Origin of the sequence: Escherichia coli (assembly GCF_036503815.1) — a bacterium.
Classification (GTDB): Bacteria; Pseudomonadota; Gammaproteobacteria; order Enterobacterales; family Enterobacteriaceae; genus Escherichia; species Escherichia coli_F.
The window spans coordinates 2,549,633-2,570,873 of sequence record NZ_AP027764.1; the positions used below are offsets into that span (position 1 = coordinate 2,549,633).

The following is a 21,241-nucleotide window of genomic DNA, read 5'->3' on the forward strand; positions in this document are numbered from 1 at the left end:
GAATTGCTCAATCAATGATATATACCCTGTTTTACTGACATATCTGACAGCGGGTGGATTTCCTTCAATTATTGATATAACACCATACGCACTACATCTGTCTCCACCAGAATATGAGGTGAAATTGTTGCGCACCGGTTAATCCGGGTGTACTGGTCAAACTGTTTTTACGGTGCGCCTGTTTTATAGCCTTCAGTTGCGCAATGCGTCGACTTCGCATGGTTTTCCTCATGACTGCCGCTTTACCATTGCGCAATTCACCGATGTAGTCGGTGCCCCCCGGAAAATCAAACGGTTCTGGTTGTTCTCTGTACTGCTTCAGGGCGTATAGCCCGATACCTCAGCAGACGGGTTTTCCCTGGAGCGAGGCCTCTGGGGTTCATAATTAATCGTACAGCCAAAGTACCAAGCGTTCGGCCGGCTGGGCGGCAGGCTGGGCTTGCTGGTCAGATTGTTCCAACACACATTAAGCATCTCCAGTCCGCTGGGCAGGCGGTCCGGCAGGCTGGTCAGCTGGTTATTACTCACATCAAGCACCTTCAGCCTGACGGGCAGCACCGGCAGATGGATCAGCTGGTTATTACTCACATTAAGCGTCCTCATATAGCCGGGCAGCTCCGGCAGGCTGCTCATGAGGTTAAAACGCACATCAAGCGTCACCAGCCCGGCGGGCAGCGCCGGCAGGCCGGACAGCTGATTATTACTCACATCAAGCATCACCAACCCGGTGGGCAGCACCGGCAGGCTGCACAGCCGGTTTCTACTCACATCAAGCTTCTCCAGACTGGCGGGCAGCACCGGCAGGCTGCAAAGATGGTTTTTACACAAATAAAGATGCTTCAGCCCGGCGGGCAGGACCGGCAGGCTGTCCAGCCCGTTTCTTCTCACATCAAGCTCCTCCAGCCCGGTGGGCAGCTCCAGCCCGGTGGACATGAAGAGATTGTTTCCACCCACATTAAGGTGCTTCAGCCCGGCGGGCAGGACAGGCAGGCTGCACAGCCGGTTTCTACTCACATCAAGCTTCTTCAGCCCGGCGGGCAGGACCGGCAGGCTGTCCAGCAAGTTTCTTCTCACATAAAGCTCCTCCAGCCCGGTGGGCAGGACCGGCAGGCTGCACAGCTGGTTTCCACTCACATCAAGCTTCTCCAGCCCGGCGGGCAGCTCCGGCAGGCTGGTCAGCATCAGATTTGCCAGTTCTAGTTCCAGTGCCGAAGCACTATTGCATGCTCTATTGTATATATATGCCTTCACCCTACTAAGAGCTTCTGCCCTGTATTCCCCGGGAGCATTCACCTTGGCCCAGGCACGCCATGCCGTTATCTGGGCCACCCAGTCCGGGACTTTATCGATATACTTCCGGAGCAGTTTACAGTGTGGTTTATCGCCAGTCAGAGTTACAGACAACGCTACTTTTGGCATACCTGGTATGTACATTGTCATGATGGGCTCATCGACGACGGACAGGTTCAGTAAGAGCCCTATCGGCGGGTCTTCCTTTTTGGCCGGGATGGTGTAAATATTGGGATTGTCTGTGGACTCGAAGCTCAGGAACATATTTGTCAGCTGATCACTTTTGGTCAAACATTGATCGTGAAGGAGGGAACGACAAACCATGTGGATGAAAGTTTCTTCGGATGCGTTGTGTAATATGGTTGTATAATCTGATGAGGATAAATCATCCCAGTTTTCTATCTTGCTGGTCTTGCTGGTCTTGCTGGCTGCGATATCGTTTAATGAATTGTTTAATAAATCGGTTAATACATAGCCGATATGAAGACGGTTTGCTGTCTGGCTGGATTCATCGGGTGCCCAATATTCATTTTCATTGGGTTTAACATATACACCGGATGCACCGGATAAAGAAGTAGGCTGGAGCATGATACCTCACAAAAATGTGTTGATGAAAAGCCGGATTCTGTCCATATTCCCGTGAACCGGCTATCAAAATTCGCGCATTTTGCCAGGTATTCATGTGGTTAAAATTTATCTGGTGCGTTTCCGGTGGTTTTGCAGTTCACCAGCTACAATCGCTAGCAACGGCACATTTATACTCAACATAAGTTAAATCATATTGACTGTTAACTTACTTCATGAACCAAGATGCATCGTCAATGGCGGCTTAACATGGCGTCCTGTCTCATAATGATTCATACGACTGCTAACCGATGCAGGGTCAAAGCCAACAAGGAGACCCAGAGAGCGCTGTGATAATCCCGCCCTGCATCTCGCTTCCTTAAGTCGCTCTGGTATCGGATTTTTTTCAGACACTGATTCATCTTCATTTGCCTCGAATGCTTAGAACGAAGAATGGAATGAATCGTATCATCATGTGACCCCGTAAATTTCTCGTTCAAGTCAGTTGCAACTCGAATTCGAATATCGTGAGGCAGGTGCCCCAGGTGGGGTAACTTCTGAATGACAAAAGCATAAAAGAAATCATTTAAAATGAGCGATATTTGATAGTTTTTCTCCGGTTTTAAAATAGTATCAGGTGAATCTTTATCCCGGCATTATCCGGGATAATATTCAGATTTCTGTTAATGTCAGTAATGGGTTCGATAAATTAAAAGGTGATTATTATGATGTCCGTTAATGGTGATGTCCACACTATAATACTCAGATCTTCTACTACAAATACTACAAAAGACCTGTACTATGATGGAAACAAGATGCCACTGGCGGGTGTCAAAGCCATACTTGATACAAGTACCGGAGGATTTTCCAGTTGGGTCAAAAAGTTATTATATGCTATTGCTCATTTGTTAGGAAGCGAAAAAATTCCGAACAATGAGAATATGCGGGAAGGCATGGAATATCTTAAATTGATTTTTAAAAGCGCCATTCAGGAAGAGAAGTACAGATATGTCATCCGGGATGAGAGTGGCGAGGTTTATGTAGAAATAAACTTTGCCCCGGAAGCGAAACTGTTGTCCATCAGTTGTGCCGGGGGGAACGAATCAATATGTTGTACAGAAAAAGAGTTTACAAACGTTAAACAAAACCTCATAGAAAAATATTGTCCGAGAAATTACCAAACGTCCTATGATCTGGTTGCGAATAAGCTTTACAGGTATGACATTTTAGAAGAGCTGATGGCTTGCGACAACAGGGGTGAGAGCATTTTGTTCAGGGCTATGCGGGACGGGGATACAGATTTGATTGAAAGCCTTCACCTGTCCGAACTTACCAGTAAAGGCGAACTCACCTCCAGTAAGATGCTAAAATTACTGGAGGTGTCAAGCGAAGGGGGTACCCCGGGTTTGTATATGGCCATGAAGAACGGACGCTATGGCATGCTGTATACAATACTGGGCTTGCTCGCCAAACTGCCCGATAATTATAACATTAACAAAAATGATGTACTGAGGTTACTGAAAGCAAAAAACTCTGATCCGAGATCTAATTCGATTGAAGGGTTGGAAATTGCCATGACGGAAGGACATGATAAAATACTGATAACGATGTTGGAAATGCTTCCCGACGTGGTCGAGAGGTTTGGAATTACCAACGATGAGATGCGGGATTTAATCAATCCACGTAGGGGTGATGATCGCGCTTTGAGCAAAGCCATGCTTAATGGGAAAGAAAACATAGTAACCGCTATGCAACTGTTACTCCCCGACCATGCCGAGAAATTACAACTCAGCAAAGAGGATGTCTTTAATATACTGTCTTCATTCAACGATAAAACTTCCCAAACCCCCTCGGGTTTATTTAAGGTCATGTCACATGGGAAGGTAAATATGCTGAAGTTCATGCTGGATAATCTCTGCGCGCTACCGGAGGAGGTATTTACCAAAGAGGATATTCTGGGTTTCCTGGCTGTAAAAAATGCGAATGGCATGACGGGGATGGCGCATGCTATGTCTTATGGTCATGTGGAAATAGTGAAGGCCATGCTGGACCGTCTTTGCTCGATGAAGGGGGAGTTTAATATTACCAAAGACTATGTCCTCAATAATATACTGGCTTCAAAAAACGGCAACGGCTGGACAGGGATATCTTTAGCCATAGCGCACGGACATGTGGAAATACTGAAGACCATACTGGACGCGCTCCCCATGCTGAATGATAAGTTTGACATTACCGGCGCGGATATACAAAAGTTTCTGTTTGCAAAAATCGACGAAGACATCTCGGGTTGGACCAAAGGTATGGACAGAGGGAATAAGGACAAACTGATAAGCATGTACAAAATGCTGTTCGATAACATACTGATGGATAATAAGTCAGATATTCCTGTTGATTTGCTGAGGGAATTAAATATTGTCAGCCATATTGTATTGACAGAAACTGGAAAACCAAAAACAGACGAAATAGCAAGGCAGTCTGAAACCAGCCTCACCTACGGACAACTCCGGCAATGGAGTGATCTGAGTGTACGGCGGGCGGCCGGGAGTTTAGAGGAGTACTGTCAGAACCTAAACATTAATGTGGACACTGTCAAACCCTACCTGACCCCAGACGGGCTTACTCCCCTCGGCGTAGAGATGCGGGATGATGTAAAAGTGCCGGGGCTCACTGTTGTAGGGTAAGGCCCTGCACATCCCGTGGCCCCCTGCATGGCTATAGCATGGAAAGCGGAAGAAAAAGCGCAATGAGGTCGTAGGACGAACGGTTCGGGGAAGGCTGAAGAGTACGTTTCTGGTCCTGAAGACCGGATAAACCTTCATCGGTCCAACGTTTAAGCCACTTGTAGCTAGTGGCAGGAGAAATGCCGTAGTGACGGACCCTGTAAATAATTCTGTGTAACTGCCCACGATTAAAGGTGGCCGCTCAGGCGGTCACCGTATTCGATAATAAATTGTGTGATTCATAGACATCGTTTCAATTTTCTCAGCTCAAGTTCAAGCTGGTTATTCTGTTCCTGTATATGCTCCTCATTGGGCTGATAGTTTGCGTGAACGGCATCAGAGTATGGCGTTTTCTTAGCAAGTTCAAAGTAGCGCGCCATCGGAGTTATCAGCCACCCACAGCTGGTCAGGATGTTCTGCCACGAAATGACGATTCACACAGCCGCCTGCGGCAACGACTTTCCTGCTGACTGTAAACAGAACGACGGTCGGCGGTGAAATAACGGTCTTTGCCCTCACCTACGCCATGGCCCAGCGCCCGGCTCATGTCGTACATCACGTTAGTAGCCATCGCTTTCACGCGGGCATCCATTGCGGCGTCGTTCAAAACCATACCTCCCCAGCCGCAAATACCGGGTAACCTGATACTTCACAATAAGATTGGTGCGTGGATGATAGATTGCCAAATAATAATCCATCAAGAAATAATGACAACAAAAAACATCAAGCATTCCTAATGTTATTTGGCCATATAAAACATTAATAACTCTTGACCTTTCCTGACATTTTCCATATTCGCAATCATATTCTGTTTAGACGTTGTTTATAAACATCATGCATAATGAAATCGTCATGTTATTTGGCGATATAAAAAAGTCTTTGAAAATACTCTCTACAACAAGTGCAGTTATAAGCTTGTTGTGACTGAGCGTCCTTGTGATTTAAAGATATTATCGTTCTTCATCAGATGTAATAACTCAGGAAATTATATTTTCAGGGTGACAGGCTAATCAAGAATGATTCTTTTTTATAAGCAATAACCGAATGACTGAATTGTTATATTTCTTTATTCAGCTGCTTAAATATAAACTTTGGAGAATTATGAAACTCAAACATGTCGGAATGATTGTCGTTTCTGTGTTGGCGATGTCTTCGGCTGCGGTTAACGCAGCCGAAGGTGATGAGTCAGTTGCGACCACCGTAAATGGCGGTGTTATTCATTTTAAAGGTGAAGTGGTAAATGCAGCTTGTGCGATTGACTCAGAATCAATGAACCAAACGGTTGAGCTGGGTCAGGTCCGTTCTTCTCGCCTGGCTAAAGCGGGTGACCTCAGTAGCGCTGTAGGCTTCAATATCAAGCTGAATGATTGTGATACCAATGTTTCCAGTAATGCGGCTGTTGCATTCCTTGGGACTACTGTCACCAGTAATGACGATACGTTGGCGCTTCAGAGTTCAGCGGCAGGCTCTGCCCAGAATGTCGGTATCCAAATTTTGGACCGTACGGGGGAGGTATTAATACTGGATGGGGCAACTTTTAGCGCTAAAACTGACTTGATTGATGGCACGAATATACTGCCATTCCAGGCTCGTTATATTGCCCTCGGGCAGTCAGTGGCCGGTACTGCAAATGCAGATGCGACCTTCAAAGTCCAATACCTATAATTGAGTATTCAGGTGGCTATACGTCATCTGAAATTAAAACAGGGTGTGTGTGGCATGGCTACTCACACCCGAAAAAATTCATCAATGTTTATCTCATTATTACTAAGGAATGACTTATATTTTGGAACGATATGAAAAAATCATAGAGTATCTAAACGATTAATAAACAAGGCAGTTAAAATTACTGTGATTTTAAAAATCACTCTGAAGACAATTTTTTATTTCAATAGAGAACCAAGTTTTATTACCAGCGCATTAAGTCTGGAAACCCGGCCATCCGCCATAGCATTAGCAATATTTACCATTTTCTGATGTGACGGTTTCCCCCGCTTAGCCTATCAACACATGGAGAACACATCAGATGCAGACGACTCGTACGCCCTACTCTGTTTCTTTTATGGCGACAGTATTACTTTCATTGGTCTTTCTTTGCCATAGTACCATTGCCAATGCAGCGGTAGCTCTAGGTGCAACTCGTGTAATCTTTCCAGCAAATCAGAAACAGGTTTTATTGCCTGTCACGAATAATGATCCTGCCAGTGTCTATCTTATTCAGTCATGGATAGAAAATGCGGGTGACCAAAAAGATACCCAGTTTGTCATTACCCCACCGCTTTTTTCGATGCAAGGCAAAAAAGAGAATACGCTGCGGATTATCAACGCCACTAATCATCAGTTACCGAGCGACCGGGAAAGCCTGTTTTGGGTAAATGTCAAAGCTATTCCTGCTATGGAAAAAGATCAGAAAAATGCAAATACATTACAGCTCGCAATTATTAGCCGCATAAAAATGTTCTATCGCCCAACGAATTTGGCAATGGCACCTGACCAAGCTCCGGAAATGCTTCGTTTCCGCCGCAGTGGTAGCAAACTGACACTTATTAATCCGACCCCCTACTTCATTACCGTAACGAATATGAAAGCAGGAAATAGCGATCTCCCAAACACCATGGTGCCTCCAAAAGGTGAGATTTCTGTGGATTTCCCTCACGGTGCATCCGGGGATATCAGCTTTCAGACGATCAATGATTACGGTGCATTAACACCGCGTATTAAGGCAACCATGCAGTAACAACTGACCTAATTAATAAGCATAAACTCAATCGGAACTAATAATGACAGCCTTTCGTGCCGCATTTAAGGCATATCGTATGCATCATGTGTTACTACTGCCTCGCTTTGCACGGCTTACCTTTGCCCTTGGCTTAGCTACAGCGATTTTTCCCGTAGAAGCAGAGTATTATTTTAATCCACGGTTTTTAAGCAATGATCTTGCTGAGTCTGTTGATTTATCTGCCTTTGCTAAGGGACGCGAGGCACCACCTGGTACATATCGGGTCGATATTTATTTGAACGACGAATTTATGACCACTCGGGATGTTACTTTTGTTGCAGATGATAATAACGCAGATCTCACCCCATGTCTGAGTACAGACCTTCTTGTCAGTCTTGGCATAAAAAAATCAGCGCTATTAGCCAATAAGGGCCATTTGGCAGAAAAAAATGTGCCGGATAACAACGCATGTACACCACTTCAGGATCGTTTGGCCGACGCATCTACTGAGTTTGATGTTGGTCAGCAACATCTGTCGCTCTCCGTTCCGCAGATTTATGTCGGCAGAATGGCCCGTGGTTATGTCTCTCCTGACCTGTGGGAAGAAGGAATAAACGCAGGCCTACTGAACTATAGTTTTAACGGTAATGCTATTAATAATCGTAGTAACCATAATGCAGGAAAATCCAACTATGCATATTTGAATTTACAGAGTGGCATCAACATTGGCAGTTGGCGACTACGTGATAACTCAACGTGGAGTTATAACAGTGGGAGTAGCAATTCATCTGACAGCAATAAATGGCAGCATATCAATACGTCGGCTGAACGTGACATTATTCCCTTACGCTCACGGTTAACGGTGGGTGATAGTTATACCGATGGCGATATTTTTGAAAGTGTGAACTTTCGTGGCCTTAAAATAAACTCAACGGAAGCGATGTTGCCCGATAGCCAACATGGTTTTGCTCCGGTGATTCATGGTATAGCCCGTGGCACAGCCCAAGTCAGTGTTAAACAGAACGGATACGATGTTTATCAGACTACGGTCCCTCCCGGCCCTTTTACTATTGATGATATTAACTCTGCGGCTAATGGCGGTGATCTGCAAGTTACGATAAAAGAGGCAGACGGCAGTATTCAGACTTTATATGTCCCTTATTCATCTGTCCCGGTTCTCCAACGTGCTGGTTATACGCGTTATGCACTTGCCTTGGGAGAATATCGTAGTGGAAATAACCTGCAAAGCTCCCCCAAATTCATTCAGGGCAGCGTAATGCATGGTCTGGAGGGAAACTGGACACCTTATGGCGGGATGCAAATTGCAGAAGATTATCAAGCTTTCAACGTGGGTATTGGTAAAGATCTTGGCCTTTTAGGTGCCTTTTCTGTCGATATCACGCAAGCCAATACGACACTTGCGGATGATACTCGTCACAGCGGACAATCGGTAAAATCTGTTTACAGTAAATCTTTCTATCAGACGGGAACGAATATCCAGGTCGCAGGATATCGATATTCTACGCAAGGATTTTATAACTTATCTGACAGTGCATACAGTCGAATGAGTGGTTACACCGTCAAGCCTCCGACCGTAGACACCAATGAACAGATACAATTTATTGATTATTTTAATCTGTACTATAGTAAGCGTGGTCAGGAACAAATAAGTATTTCCCAGCAGCTTGGAAATTACGGTACGACCTTTTTCAGTGCCAGTCGCCAAAGTTACTGGAACACGTCACGCAGTGATCAGCAAATATCATTCGGGTTAAATGTACCGTTTGGCGACATTACGACTTCGCTGAATTACAGCTATTCCAGTAATATATGGCAAAACGATCGGGATCATTTACTCGCTTTTACACTTAATGTTCCCTTCAGTCATTGGATGCGTACAGACAGTCAGTCGGCATTTCGTAATTCAAACGCTAGTTATAGCATGTCAAACGATTTGAAAGGCGGTATGACCAATCTATCTGGGGTTTATGGCACACTGCTGCCGGATAATAACTTGAATTATAGTGTTCAGGTCGGTAATACCCGCGGAGGTAATGCTTCATCTGGCACCAGTGGTTACAGTTCTCTTAATTATCGAGGGGCTTACGGTAATACTAATGTCGGTTACAGTCGTAATGGAGATAGCAACCAGTTTTACTACGGAATGAGTGGTGGAATTATTGCTCATGCTGATGGTGTCACCTTTGGACAGCCGATGGGTGACACTATGGTTCTGGTTAAGGCTCCTGGCGCGGAGAATGTTAAAATAGAGAACCAGACAGGAATACATACAGACTGGCGTGGCTATGCAATATTACCATTTGCGACAGAATATAGAGAAAATCGTGTCGCTCTTAACGCTAATTCCCTTGCCGATAATGTTGAACTGGATGAAACCGTGGTCACGGTCATCCCTACTCATGGTGCTATTGCCAGAGCAACATTTAATGCACAAATCGGCGGTAAAGTATTAATGACTCTGAAATACGGCAATAAACCAGTTCCATTCGGTGCAATTGTGACTCACGGTGACAATAACAATGGCAGCATTGTTGCTGAAAATGGTCAGGTCTATCTGACAGGACTTCCACAATCAGGAAAATTACAGGTTTCATGGGGCAACAATGCAAACGCTAAATGTATTGTTAATTACAAGCTTCCTGAAGTCTCTCCTGGGAACTTACTGAGTCAGCAAACAGTAGCCTGTCGCTAAGGAACACTAGATTATGAAACACAATAGCATTATTTTCCTCGGTTTATGTCTGGGGTTAACCACCTATTCTGCTTTATCTGCAGATAGCGTTATTAAAATTAGCGGGCGCGTCCTGGATTATGGCTGCACAGTTTCATCTGATTCGCTTAATTTTACCGTAGACCTACAAAAACACAGTGCCAGGCAATTCCCAACGACTGGAAGCACAAGTCCAACCGTTCCTTTCCAGATTACGTTAAGTGAATGTAGCAAAGGGACAACAGGGGTTCGAGTTGCATTTAGCGGGATAGAGGATTTAGAAAATAATACTCTGCTGAAACTGGATGAAGGAAGCAATTCTGCTTCCGGTTTGGGTATTGAAATTCTGGACGGAAATATGCGCCCAGTAAAATTAAATGACCTTCATACCGGAATGCAGTGGATCCCTCTGACTCCTGATCAGGATAATATTTTGCCTTACTCGGCCCGTTTGAAGTCAACACAAAAGTCCGTCAATCCAGGACTGGTTAGCGCTTCGGCAACATTTACCCTTGAATTTCAATAATCAGAGTGAGATATGAATAGAACTTTCCAAAGATTTCTGTTGGCTACGCTCTGTGCGCTATTTTCAGCAACTCTCCAGGCCGCTGATGTCACTATCACTGTTAATGGTCGGGTAGTTGCTAAACCCTGCACTATTCAAACCAAAGAGGCTAGCGTTAATCTCGGGGATCTTTATACACGCAATCTGCAACAACCTGGTTCTGCATCTGGCTGGCACAATATTACTTTATCATTAACCGATTGTCCGATTGAAACAAGTGCAGTGACGGCAATCGTAACAGGTTCAACTGACAATACGGGTTATTACAAAAATGAAGGTAGTGCCGAAAATATTCAAATAGAGCTGAGGGATGATCAGGAGGCGACGTTAAAAAGTGGCGATAGCAAAACGGTTATTGTTGATGAGATCACACGTAATGCACAGTTTCCACTTAAGGCAAGAGCTATCACGGTGAATGGAAACGCAAGCCAGGGAACGATCGAGGCGCTAATCAATGTGATCTATACCTGGCAATAACATCGATTCGATTTTATAAGCCTCTTTTTTAAATCAATTTTTAACCTAAGGATTTATCATGGGAAAAAAAATTAGTATAAATGTCCTGTTCAGTATTTATTTTCTTTTGATGGCAGGTAAAGTCTTCGCCTTCAGTTGTAATGTTGATGGTGGGTCAAGTATTGGCGCAGGTACAACTTCTGTGTATGTTAATCTCGATCCTGTCATTCAACCAGGTCAGAATCTGGTTGTAGATTTGTCTCAGCATATAAGTTGCTGGAATGATTACGGCGGCTGGTACGACACAGATCATATTAACTTAGTACAAGGCTCAGCTTTCGCAGGCTCCCTACAGTCATATAAAGGATCGCTGTACTGGAATAATGTGACCTACCCCTTTCCGTTGACGACAAATACCAACGTGCTGGATATTGGTGATAAGACACCGATGCCCTTACCGTTAAAACTCTATATTACCCCTGTCGGGGCGGCCGGTGGCGTTGTCATAAACGCGGGAGAAGTTATTGCTCGCATTCATATGTATAAAATTGCAACGTTAGGAAGTGGAAATCCGCGTAACTTTACATGGAATATTATTTCAAATAACAGTGTTGTTATGCCAACGGGCGGCTGTACCGTTGATAGTCGTAATGTCACAGTGAGTCTCCCGGACTTTCCTGGAAGCGCAGAAATACCCTTGGGCGTATATTGCTCAAGTGAGCAAAAGCTCTCATTTTATCTTTCGGGCGCTACCACTGACAGTGCCCGACAAGTGTTTGCTAATACCGCACCTGACGCAACAAAAGCATCAGGAGTCGGTGTCTCCCTGATGCGTAATAGAAAAATACTGGCTACGGGAGAAAATGTCTCCCTGGGAACTGTAAATAAAAGCAAAGTACCCCTGGGCTTAAGTGCAACTTATGGACAGACAGGAAGCAAGGTCGCAGCTGGAGCAGTACAGTCAGTCATTGGCGTTACATTTATCTATGAATAATTGTGATGTTGACCCTGTTATACTTTAGGTTGTGCTTTCCATTCACTAAAATTACGCGGATAATTCTTTCCTGAAAGAAATTATCCTACACCTGTAAGAAAATCCGCGCACAATTGAAGTCAGAGTCTTATTTTATATATTGAAAAGTATGTTAACTTAAAGACTATGAGAGATGATGCTTAACTTATCGCATTTATACTATTCTGTTATGTGACGATAATGAGTTAAAAATAGAATGAGAGTAGCCCCCTACTCTCATATATCCAAATGGCCGATAAACCCATTATATATACTGCGCATCATCGCTATTACAAATCCTAATAATTCATTTCCACACAGGATAAGCTGATGAAGAAAAAAATTGAATCCTACCAGGGAGCTGCCGGTGGTTGGGGGGCTGTCAAATCTGTAGCGAATGCAGTCCGTAAGCAGATGGATATACGCCAGGAAGTGATTGCCATGTTTGACATGAATAAGCCAGAAGGCTTTGACTGTCCAGGATGTGCATGGCCAGATCCTAAGCACAGCGCGTCATTCGACATTTGTGAAAACGGCGCAAAAGCAATCGCCTGGGAAGTCACCGATAAGCAGGTGAATGCCTCTTTTTTCGCTGAGAATACGGTTCAATCATTACTTACCTGGGGAGATCACGAACTCGAGGCTGCGGGGCGTCTCATTCAACCTTTGAAATATGATGCCGTCAGCGACTGTTACCAGCCATTAAGCTGGCAACAAGCTTTCGACGAAATTGGCGCACGTCTTCAAAGTTATAGTGATCCAAATCAGGTTGAATTCTATACTTCGGGCCGCACTTCCAATGAAGCTGCCTTTCTTTATCAGCTTTTTGCCCGTGAATACGGTACCAATAACTTTCCCGACTGCTCAAACATGTGCCATGAACCGACCAGCGTGGGTTTGGCAGCGAGTATCGGCGTGGGTAAAGGGACCGTGTTACTGGAAGACTTTGAGAAATGCGATTTAGTCATTTGCATTGGGCATAACCCTGGTACAAACCACCCTCGCATGCTGACTTCGTTGCGCGCTTTAGTGAAACGGGGAGCGAAAATGATTGCCATCAATCCTCTGCAGGAGCGTGGCCTGGAGCGATTTACCGCACCACAGAACCCGTTTGAAATGCTGACGAACTCCGAGACTCAATTGGCTAGTGCTTACTATAATGTGCGCATTGGTGGCGATATGGCGTTGCTAAAGGGGATGATGCGCCTGTTAATTGAGCGCGATGATGCTGCAAGTGCTGCGGGTCGGCCCTCATTGCTGGATGACGAATTCATTCAAACGCATACCGTCGGCTTTGACGAGCTACGCCGTGACGTTCTCAATTCCGAGTGGAAAGATATCGAACGTATTTCTGGACTAAGTCAGACACAAATCGCCGAACTTGCTGATGCATATGCCGCTGCCGAACGAACCATTATCTGTTACGGAATGGGGATCACTCAGCACGAACATGGTACCCAGAACGTACAGCAACTTGTCAATCTGCTGTTGATGAAAGGTAACATTGGCAAGCCTGGTGCGGGTATCTGCCCACTACGTGGTCACTCTAATGTACAGGGCGACCGAACCGTCGGTATCACCGAGAAACCGTCTGCAGAGTTTCTGGCTCGCCTGGGTGAGCGCTATGGCTTCACCCCACCTCATGCACCTGGACATGCTGCAATTGCCAGCATGCAAGCAATATGTACGGGGCAGGCTCGAGCATTGATCTGCATGGGGGGCAACTTTGCACTGGCAATGCCAGATCGGGAAGCGAGCGCTGTACCGTTAACACAATTAGATCTGACGGTACACGTAGCCACTAAGCTTAACCGCTCTCATCTGCTGACCGCACGGCATAGCTATATTCTGCCGGTTCTGGGACGCAGCGAGATTGACATGCAAAAAAGCGGTGCGCAGGCGGTAACCGTTGAGGATTCAATGTCAATGATTCATGCCTCGCGTGGCGTGTTAAAACCCGCAGGTGTCATGCTGAAATCAGAGTGTGCTGTGGTCGCGGGAATCGCGCAGGCAGCGCTCCCTCAGAGCGTGGTGGCCTGGGAGCATCTGGTGGAAGATTATGATCGCATTCGCAATGACATTGAAGCTGTGCTGCCAGAGTTCGCCGACTATAACCAGCGCATCCGCCATCCTGGTGGTTTTCACCTCATAAACGCAGCTGCTGAAAGGCGCTGGCTGACGTCGTCAGGTAAGGCTAATTTCATTACCAGCAAAGGGCTGTTAGAAGATCCCTCTTCGGCGTTTAACAGTAAGCTGGTCATGGCGACAGTACGCAGTCACGATCAGTACAACACGACGATTTATGGTATGGATGATCGCTATCGAGGGGTATTCGGTCAACGAGATGTAGTCTTCATGAGTGCTAAACAAGCTAAAGTTTGCGGTGTAAAAAACGGCGAAAGAGTTAATCTTATTGCACTCACGCCAGAGGGTAAGCGTAGCTCACGCCGCATGGATAGATTAAAAGTGGTCATTTACCCCATGGCTGACCGCTCACTGGTGACCTATTTTCCAGAATCGAATCACATGCTAACACTTGATAACCACGATCCATTAAGTGGCATTCCTGGCTATAAAAGTATTCCGGTTGAATTAGAACCATCAAATTAATTCGCCTCCTCATTTCTTCTGCTGTCATCCGCACAGCAGAAGAATTCCTCATTGACCATTGTCGCGCAATTTACTCACATGTGCTAAATTAAACTGCTCGCTATAAGATTTATACCTCCGCCTACAGCTGTAAGAAACTCCGCTCAGTACTGAAGCACCAGTCCTATTTCCTCTTTTTTCCAGCCTGTTATATTAAGCATACTGATTAACGATTTTTAACGTTATCCGCTAAATAAACATATTTGAAATGCATGCGACCACAGTGAAAAACAAAATCACGCAAAGAGACAACTATAAAGAAATCATGTCTGTAATTGTGGTTGTCTTATTACTGACACTTACGTTGATAGCCATTTTTTCGGCAATTGATCAGCTGGGTATTTCAGAAATGGGTCGCATTGCAAGAGATCTTACACATTTCATTATCAATAGTTTGCAAGACTGAAAATAAACAGCAAATTATAAATATGAAATGTTAAAAAAGTATCGATAAAAACTTTATTGTTTTAAGGAGATAAAATGTCGCTCGTTTGTTCTGTTATATTTATTCATCATGCCTTCAACGCTAACATTTTAGATAAAGATTACGCCTTCTCTGACGGCGAGATCTTGATGGTAGATAACGCTGTTCGTACGCATTTTGAACCTTATGAGCGGCATTTCAAAGAAATTGGATTTAATGAAAACACCATTAAAAAATATCTACAATGCACTAATATTCAGACAGTGACTATGCCTGTTCCTGCGAAGTTTTTACGTGCTTCAAATGTACCAACTGGATTACTTAATGAAATGATTGCTTATCTCAACTCTGAAGAACGCAATCATCAGAATTTTTCTGAACTTTTGCTTTTTTCTTGCCTGTCTATTTTTGCTGCATGCAAAGGTTTCATTACATTATTAACTAACGGTGTGCTATCCGTATCAGGGAAAGTGAGAAACATTGTCAATATGAAGCTGGCACACCCATGGAAACTAAAAGATATTTGTGATTGCCTGTATATTAGTGAAAGCCTGCTGAAGAAAAAACTAAAGCAAGAGCAAACGACATTCTCACAAATTCTTTTAGATGCCAGAATGCAACACGCAAAAAATTTGATACGCGTAGAAGGTTCAGTCAATAAAATTGCCGAAAAATGTGGTTATGCCAGTACATCTTATTTTATTTATGCTTTCCGCAAACATTTCGGCAACAGTCCAAAGAGAGTTTCAAAGGAGTACCGTTGTCAAAGGCACACGAATATGAACACGGGCAACACGATGAATGCTTTGGCTAATTGATTATTCGCTCACAAATAGTCAACCACACGCTAAGTAAGAATTAAAGGGGCAGCTATTACCTGCCCCAATGTGTCATTACGAATTGTATTTTATGATGAGAATTGGTGATATACATCACATATTTATGAATCTAAATAATCTGTTTCATATTTATTTATGATCCCAATGCAATAAATTGCCATCAAAACACATAAATACACTAAATATCAATTAGTTAGATATTTATCATTGAGAAATTACTTGGCTCAACAGAAAGCAATGTCAACGCTTTTTAGACTGTTGTTTCTCTTTTTTTAGCCAAATCTGCTATCTCTTTATGTGACTCACTTCACTTACATCATCTTATTTCTCTTCGTAAAATTACTTTGGAATTAAGTACAATAAGAAGAGGAACATTTATGAAGTCTGCATTGAAGAAAAGTGTCGTAAGTACCTCGATATCTTTGATACTGGCATCTGGTATGGCTGCATTTACCGCTCATGCGGCAGATGATGTAAAGCTGAAAGCAACTAAAACAAACGTTGCTTTCTCAGACTTTACGCCGACTGAATACAGTACTAAAGGAAAGCCAAATATCATCGTACTGACCATGGATGATCTGGGTTATGGACAACTTCCTTTTGATAAGGGTTCTTTTGACCCAAAAACAATGGAAAATCGTGAAGTTGTCGATACCTACAAAATAGGGATAGATAAAGCCATTGAAGCTGCACAAAAATCAACGCCAACACTCCTTTCGTTAATGGATGAAGGTGTACGTTTTACTAACGGCTATGTGGCGCACGGTGTTTCCGGTCCCTCCCGCGCCGCAATAATGACCGGTCGAGCGCCCGCTCGTTTTGGTGTGTACTCCAATACTGATGCTCAGGATGGTATTCCGCTGACAGAAACTTTCTTGCCTGAATTATTCCAGAATCATGGTTATTACACTGCAGCAGTAGGTAAATGGCACTTGTCAAAAATCAGTAATGTGCCAGTACCAGAAGATAAACAAACGCGTGACTATCATGACAACTTCACCACATTTTCTGCGGAAGAATGGCAACCTCAAAACCGTGGTTTTGATTACTTTATGGGATTCCACGCTGCAGGAACGGCATATTATAACTCCCCTTCTCTGTTCAAAAATCGTGAGCGCGTCCCCGCAAAAGGTTATATCAGCGATCAGTTAACCGATGAGGCAATTGGCGTTGTTGATCGTGCTAAAACACTTGACCAGCCTTTTATGCTTTACCTGGCTTATAATGCTCCGCACCTGCCAAACGACAACCCTGCACCAGAGCAATATCAGAAGCAATTTAATACCGGTAGCCAAACAGCAGATAACTACTACGCTTCCGTTTATTCTGTTGATCAGGGCGTAAAACGCATTCTTGAACAACTAAAGAAAAACGGACAGTATGACAATACAATTATTCTATTTACCTCCGATAATGGTGCAGTTATCGATGGTCCTCTGCCGCTGAACGGAGCGCAAAAAGGCTATAAGAGCCAGACTTATCCTGGCGGTACCCATACACCAATGTTTATGTGGTGGAAAGGAAAACTTCAGCCCGGTAATTATGACAAGCTGATTTCCGCAATGGATTTCTACCCGACAGCTCTTGATGCAGCCGATATCAGCATTCCAAAAGAGCTAAAATTGGATGGTGTTTCATTGCTGCCCTGGTTGCAAGATAAGAAACAAGGTGAGCCACATAAAAATCTGACATGGATAACATCTTATTCTCACTGGTTTGATGAGGAAAATATTCCCTTCTGGGATAATTACCACAAATTTGTCCGCCATCAGTCAGACGATTACCCGCATAACCCCAACACCGAAGATTTAAGCCAATTCTCTTATACGGTGAGAAATAACGATTATTCGCTAGTCTATACAGTAGAAAACAATCAGTTAGGTCTATACAAACTGACAGATCTACAGCAAAAAGATAACCTTGCCGCCGCCAATCCGCAGGTCGTTAAAGAGATGCAAGGTGTGGTAAGAGAGTTTATCGACAAAAGCCAGCCACCGCTTAGCGAGGTAAATCAGGCGAAGTTTAACAATATCAAGAAAGCACTAAGCGAAGCGAAATAACTAAACCTTCATGCGGCGGATTTTTCCGCCGCCTTATTGAGCGAGATAGCGATGCACGTTACAGCCAAGCCCTCCAGTTTTCAATGTAATCTCAAATGTGATTACTGTTTTTACCTTGAAAAAGAGTCGCAGTTTACTCATGAAAAATGGATGGATGACAGCACTCTGAAAGAGTTCATCAAACAATATATCGCAGCGTCTGGCAATCAGGTCTATTTTACCTGGCAAGGCGGTGAACCCACTCTGGCTGGCCTGGATTTTTTCCGTAAAGTTATTCACTATCAACAACGCTATGCAGGCCAAAAACGTATTTTTAATGCATTACAAACGAATGGCATTTTATTGAATAATGAATGGTGTGCCTTTCTCAAAGAACATGAGTTTCTGGTTGGTATCTCGATCGATGGACCCCAGGAGCTACATGACCGTTACAGACGCAGTAATTCAGGTAACGGTACTTTTGCAAAAGTGATAGCAGCCATCGAGCGTCTGAAATCATATCAAGTAGAGTTTAATACGTTAACCGTCATTAATAACGTTAATGTCCATTACCCTCTTGAGGTTTATCATTTTTTAAAATCTATCGGCAGTAAACATATGCAATTTATCGAATTGCTCGAAACCGGGACGCCGAATATTGATTTCAGTGGTCATAGTGAGAACACATTCCGTATCATTGATTTTTCTGTGCCTCCCACGGCTTATGGCAAGTTTATGTCAACCATTTTTATGCAATGGGTTAAAAACGATGTGGGTGAAATTTTCATCCGTCAGTTTGAAAGCTTTGTCAGCCGTTTTTTGGGGAATGGGCATACCAGTTGTATTTTCCAGGAGTCCTGCAAGGATAATCTGGTTGTTGAAAGTAATGGAGACATTTACGAATGCGACCATTTTGTCTATCCACAGTACAAAATTGGAAACATTAATAAATCTGAACTCAAAACGATGAATAGTGTTCAACTGACAGCGCAAAAAAAACGGATTTCAGCGAAATGTCAGCAATGTGCATATAAACCTATCTGCAATGGTGGTTGCCCTAAACATCGTATTACTAAAGTAAACAATGAAACTGTTTCCTATTTTTGCGAAGGTTATAAAATCCTTTTTTCAACCATGGTGCCTTATATGAACGCCATGGTGGAGTTAGCTAAGAACAGAGTTCCGCTTTACCACATTATGGATGTTGCAAAACAAATGGAGAATAATTAATAACGCTCCCCCTTAGTTCCATTCTTAGCCTCCTTCTTATGACCTTAACAAGGCACCCGACATAAATACCTGTCGGGTGTTTCGTCTTCATCATCTTCCTTTGCGTAAATCCTGGCTTACGAGGTATGCGTCAGGGCATTAGCAATACTCTTGATTATCAATAGCATAACCATAACCACTGAAAATGAAATATTTCTTTATATTTCATATTGTTAAATGACACTTAAATAAATTTCATCAGTAAATCATTGCCATAGATAATCATTGGATGGCACAATCAATTTCCGCTAATGATAACCATTCCCATTACGTTTTGTATGTTGATAGCAAAGTATCTCTGTCTGCTGAAGCCCTTTTGGCTGCGTAAGAATAATAAAACTTCAGTGTTGTTAATCATTATTATCCTCGCCATGATCCTTGGCGTGGTTAAAATTCAGGTCTGGTTAAACGACTGGAATAATGATTTTTTCAATGCGCTAAGCCAGAAAGAAACTGATAAGCTTTGGCAGCTTATCCTTTGGTTCCCTGCCCTGCTGGGGATCTTTGTATTAATATCCGTAAACAAAACGTGGCTAATTAAACTACTGACTATTCGCTGGCGCGAATGGTTAACGGATTACTACCTTAATCGCTGGTTTGCAGATAAAAACTACTACTTCACGCAGATCTACGGCGAGCATAAAAATACAGATAACCCTGACCAACGTATCGCTGAAGACATTCTCTTACTGATCAGCAAAACGCTCAGCCTTTCATTTGGCTTCATCCAGTCACTTAGCATGCTGATCACCTTTACCGTTATTCTTTGGCAAAGCGCGGGTACGCTCTCATTCACTGTTGGTGGAACTGAATGGAGTATCCAGGGGTATATGGTCTATACCGTCGTGCTCATTGTGATCGGTGGAACTTTATTTACCCATAAGGTTGGTAAACGTATTCGTCCGCTTAATGTGGAAAAACAACGTAGCGAAGCGACATTTCGAACTAATCTTGTGCAGCATAATAAGCAGGCAGAACTGATTGCGCTAAGCAATGCTGAGTCTCTACAACGCCAGGAGTTGAGCGAAAATTTTCATACCATTAAAGAGAACTGGCATCGTTTAATGAATCGTCAGCGGTGGCTTGATTACTGGCAGAATATTTATTCGCGCTCGCTTAGCGTTCTTCCCTACTTTCTGTTATTGCCGCAGTTTATTAGCGGACAGATCAATCTGGGCGGACTGATGAAATCACGCCAGGCATTTATGCTGGTATCGAACAATTTAAGCTGGTTTATTTATAAATATGATGAACTTGCTGAACTGGCTGCGGTTATCGATCGCTTGTATGAGTTCCATCAACTCACCGAACAGCGCCCTACGAATAAGCCTAAAAATTGCCAACATGCGGTACAAGTGGCTGACGCGAGTATTCGTACTCCTGATAATAAGATCATATTAGAGAACCTGAACTTTCATGTTTCGCCAGGCAAATGGCTATTGCTGAAAGGTTACTCTGGTGCGGGAAAAACCACACTGCTTAAAACATTATCCCACTGCTGGCCGTGGTTTAAAGGTGATATTTCTTCTCCTGCTGACAGTTGGTATGTGTCACAAACACCGTTACTCAAAACCGGCTTACTGAAAGAGATTATTTGTAAAGCACTTCCCCTGTCCGTAGACGATAAATCGTTGAGCGAAGTACTGCATCAGGTTGGTCTGGGGAAATTGGCTGCGCGTATTCATGATCACGATCGCTGGGGAGATATTCTTTCCAGCGGCGAAAAACAACGTATCGCGCTGGCACGATTAATTTTACGACGTCCGAAATGGATATTTCTTGACGAAACTACCTCTCATCTTGAGGAACAAGAGGCTATCCGCTTACTGCGTTTAGTGCGTGAAAAACTACCCTCAAGCGGCGTCATTATGGTCACACATCAACCTGGTGTCTGGAGCCTGGCTGATGATATTTGCGACATTAGCGCGGTTTTATAAAAACAATAAAAGCCCTGCTGTACGGAG

General features: G+C 43.7%; 15 protein-coding genes and 4 pseudogenes. 13 read left to right on the forward strand and 6 right to left on the reverse strand.

What is annotated here, in order from left to right; all coding sequences use genetic code 11:
* Positions 1-318: 318 nt before the first annotated feature.
* Both AABJ99_RS12300 and AABJ99_RS12305 read right to left on the reverse strand, forming a co-directional pair.
* Entirely contained in the window at positions 319-1,878 is a 1,560-nt protein-coding gene (locus AABJ99_RS12300; protein ID WP_338387338.1) for a hypothetical protein, read from the reverse strand.
* 243 nt (positions 1,879-2,121) lie between these two features.
* Positions 2,122-2,268, reverse strand: a pseudogene (locus AABJ99_RS12305) (helix-turn-helix domain-containing protein); the annotation flags it as partial.
* A 311-nt stretch (positions 2,269-2,579) separates the two neighbouring features.
* Between AABJ99_RS12305 and AABJ99_RS12310 the strand changes: the two are divergent.
* Positions 2,580-4,535 carry an ankyrin repeat domain-containing protein gene (locus AABJ99_RS12310; protein WP_338387339.1) on the forward strand — a complete coding sequence of 652 codons (1,956 nt, stop codon included), beginning with the start codon at positions 2,580-2,582 and terminating at the stop codon, positions 4,533-4,535.
* 55 nt (positions 4,536-4,590) lie between these two features.
* Here the strand turns inward: AABJ99_RS12310 and AABJ99_RS12315 are convergent.
* The 3 pseudogenes from AABJ99_RS12315 to AABJ99_RS12325 all read right to left on the reverse strand — a co-directional run.
* Positions 4,591-4,728, reverse strand: a pseudogene (locus tag AABJ99_RS12315) (helix-turn-helix domain-containing protein); the annotation flags it as partial.
* A gap of 85 nt (positions 4,729-4,813) precedes the next feature.
* Positions 4,814-4,960 (reverse strand): annotated as a pseudogene (locus AABJ99_RS12320) (IS481 family transposase); the annotation flags it as partial.
* An 89-nt stretch (positions 4,961-5,049) separates the two neighbouring features.
* Positions 5,050-5,220: pseudogene (locus AABJ99_RS12325) on the reverse strand (alpha/beta hydrolase); the annotation flags it as partial.
* 455 nt (positions 5,221-5,675) lie between these two features.
* On the opposite strand from AABJ99_RS12325, the gene fimA reads away from it, so the two are divergent.
* From fimA to ydeM, 11 genes are all read left to right on the forward strand, one after another.
* Positions 5,676-6,239: a type 1 fimbrial major subunit FimA gene (gene fimA, locus AABJ99_RS12330; protein ID WP_024218640.1), complete on the forward strand. Its 564-nt coding sequence runs from the start codon at positions 5,676-5,678 to the stop codon at positions 6,237-6,239.
* 361 nt (positions 6,240-6,600) lie between these two features.
* Positions 6,601-7,311 (forward strand): fimbria/pilus periplasmic chaperone, encoded by a 711-nt coding sequence (locus AABJ99_RS12335; protein ID WP_039021847.1) that lies wholly within the window; start codon positions 6,601-6,603, stop codon positions 7,309-7,311.
* Between the two features lie 43 nt (positions 7,312-7,354).
* Positions 7,355-10,006, forward strand: a complete 2,652-nt coding sequence (locus AABJ99_RS12340; RefSeq protein ID WP_039021848.1) for a fimbria/pilus outer membrane usher protein — start codon at positions 7,355-7,357, stop codon at positions 10,004-10,006.
* Between the two features lie 13 nt (positions 10,007-10,019).
* Complete coding sequence (gene ydeS / locus AABJ99_RS12345; RefSeq protein ID WP_000682252.1) at positions 10,020-10,550, forward strand: fimbrial protein; 531 nt, start codon at positions 10,020-10,022, stop codon at positions 10,548-10,550.
* A 12-nt stretch (positions 10,551-10,562) separates the two neighbouring features.
* Positions 10,563-11,066, forward strand: coding sequence for a fimbrial protein (ydeR, locus tag AABJ99_RS12350; protein ID WP_039021849.1), 504 nt, complete (start codon positions 10,563-10,565; stop codon positions 11,064-11,066).
* A 58-nt stretch (positions 11,067-11,124) separates the two neighbouring features.
* Positions 11,125-12,039 carry a fimbrial protein gene (gene ydeQ, locus AABJ99_RS12355; RefSeq protein WP_039021850.1) on the forward strand — a complete coding sequence of 305 codons (915 nt, stop codon included), beginning with the start codon at positions 11,125-11,127 and terminating at the stop codon, positions 12,037-12,039.
* 348 nt (positions 12,040-12,387) lie between these two features.
* Positions 12,388-14,667, forward strand: a complete 2,280-nt coding sequence (ydeP, locus tag AABJ99_RS12360; protein ID WP_039021851.1) for an acid resistance putative oxidoreductase YdeP — start codon at positions 12,388-12,390, stop codon at positions 14,665-14,667.
* A 247-nt stretch (positions 14,668-14,914) separates the two neighbouring features.
* Entirely contained in the window at positions 14,915-15,112 is a 198-nt protein-coding gene (gene safA, locus AABJ99_RS12365; RefSeq protein ID WP_000543389.1) for a two-component system connector SafA, read from the forward strand.
* Positions 15,113-15,186: 74 nt separating this feature from the next.
* Positions 15,187-15,948, forward strand: coding sequence for an acid stress response transcriptional regulator YdeO (gene ydeO, locus AABJ99_RS12370; RefSeq protein ID WP_000060467.1), 762 nt, complete (start codon positions 15,187-15,189; stop codon positions 15,946-15,948).
* Positions 15,949-16,346: 398 nt separating this feature from the next.
* Positions 16,347-18,029, forward strand: coding sequence for a sulfatase-like hydrolase/transferase (gene ydeN / locus AABJ99_RS12375; RefSeq protein ID WP_039021852.1), 1,683 nt, complete (start codon positions 16,347-16,349; stop codon positions 18,027-18,029).
* A gap of 51 nt (positions 18,030-18,080) precedes the next feature.
* A complete protein-coding gene (gene ydeM, locus AABJ99_RS12380) occupies positions 18,081-19,238 on the forward strand; it encodes an anaerobic sulfatase maturase (protein ID WP_001299007.1) in 1,158 nt (385 codons plus the stop codon).
* On the opposite strand, the gene AABJ99_RS12385 is transcribed toward ydeM, so the two are convergent.
* Positions 19,204-19,329, reverse strand: a complete 126-nt coding sequence (locus AABJ99_RS12385; RefSeq protein WP_122083086.1) for a hypothetical protein — start codon at positions 19,327-19,329, stop codon at positions 19,204-19,206. The genes ydeM and AABJ99_RS12385 overlap by 35 nt on opposite strands.
* Positions 19,330-19,528: 199 nt before the next feature.
* Between AABJ99_RS12385 and yddA the strand changes: the two genes are divergently transcribed.
* The gene (gene yddA, locus AABJ99_RS12390) at positions 19,529-21,214 is read left to right on the forward strand and encodes an ABC transporter ATP-binding protein/permease (protein WP_338387340.1); all 1,686 of its coding nucleotides are present in this window, start codon (positions 19,529-19,531) and stop codon (positions 21,212-21,214) included.
* Positions 21,215-21,241 lie beyond the last annotated feature (27 nt).

What these genes read in the sequence shown, in the direction of transcription:
- AABJ99_RS12300 (WP_338387338.1), bottom strand. Translation starts at nt 1,878, where the DNA reads ATGCTCCAGCCTACTTCTTTATCCGGTGCATCCGGTGTATATGTTAAA.
- AABJ99_RS12310 (WP_338387339.1), top strand. Translation starts at nt 2,580, where the DNA reads ATGATGTCCGTTAATGGTGATGTCCACACTATAATACTCAGATCTTCT.
- fimA (WP_024218640.1), top strand. Translation starts at nt 5,676, where the DNA reads ATGAAACTCAAACATGTCGGAATGATTGTCGTTTCTGTGTTGGCGATG.
- AABJ99_RS12335 (WP_039021847.1), top strand. Translation starts at nt 6,601, where the DNA reads ATGCAGACGACTCGTACGCCCTACTCTGTTTCTTTTATGGCGACAGTA.
- AABJ99_RS12340 (WP_039021848.1), top strand. Translation starts at nt 7,355, where the DNA reads ATGACAGCCTTTCGTGCCGCATTTAAGGCATATCGTATGCATCATGTG.
- ydeS (WP_000682252.1), top strand. Translation starts at nt 10,020, where the DNA reads ATGAAACACAATAGCATTATTTTCCTCGGTTTATGTCTGGGGTTAACC.
- ydeR (WP_039021849.1), top strand. Translation starts at nt 10,563, where the DNA reads ATGAATAGAACTTTCCAAAGATTTCTGTTGGCTACGCTCTGTGCGCTA.
- ydeQ (WP_039021850.1), top strand. Translation starts at nt 11,125, where the DNA reads ATGGGAAAAAAAATTAGTATAAATGTCCTGTTCAGTATTTATTTTCTT.
- ydeP (WP_039021851.1), top strand. Translation starts at nt 12,388, where the DNA reads ATGAAGAAAAAAATTGAATCCTACCAGGGAGCTGCCGGTGGTTGGGGG.
- safA (WP_000543389.1), top strand. Translation starts at nt 14,915, where the DNA reads ATGCATGCGACCACAGTGAAAAACAAAATCACGCAAAGAGACAACTAT.
- ydeO (WP_000060467.1), top strand. Translation starts at nt 15,187, where the DNA reads ATGTCGCTCGTTTGTTCTGTTATATTTATTCATCATGCCTTCAACGCT.
- ydeN (WP_039021852.1), top strand. Translation starts at nt 16,347, where the DNA reads ATGAAGTCTGCATTGAAGAAAAGTGTCGTAAGTACCTCGATATCTTTG.
- ydeM (WP_001299007.1), top strand. Translation starts at nt 18,081, where the DNA reads ATGCACGTTACAGCCAAGCCCTCCAGTTTTCAATGTAATCTCAAATGT.
- AABJ99_RS12385 (WP_122083086.1), bottom strand. Translation starts at nt 19,329, where the DNA reads ATGAAGACGAAACACCCGACAGGTATTTATGTCGGGTGCCTTGTTAAG.
- yddA (WP_338387340.1), top strand. Translation starts at nt 19,529, where the DNA reads ATGATAACCATTCCCATTACGTTTTGTATGTTGATAGCAAAGTATCTC.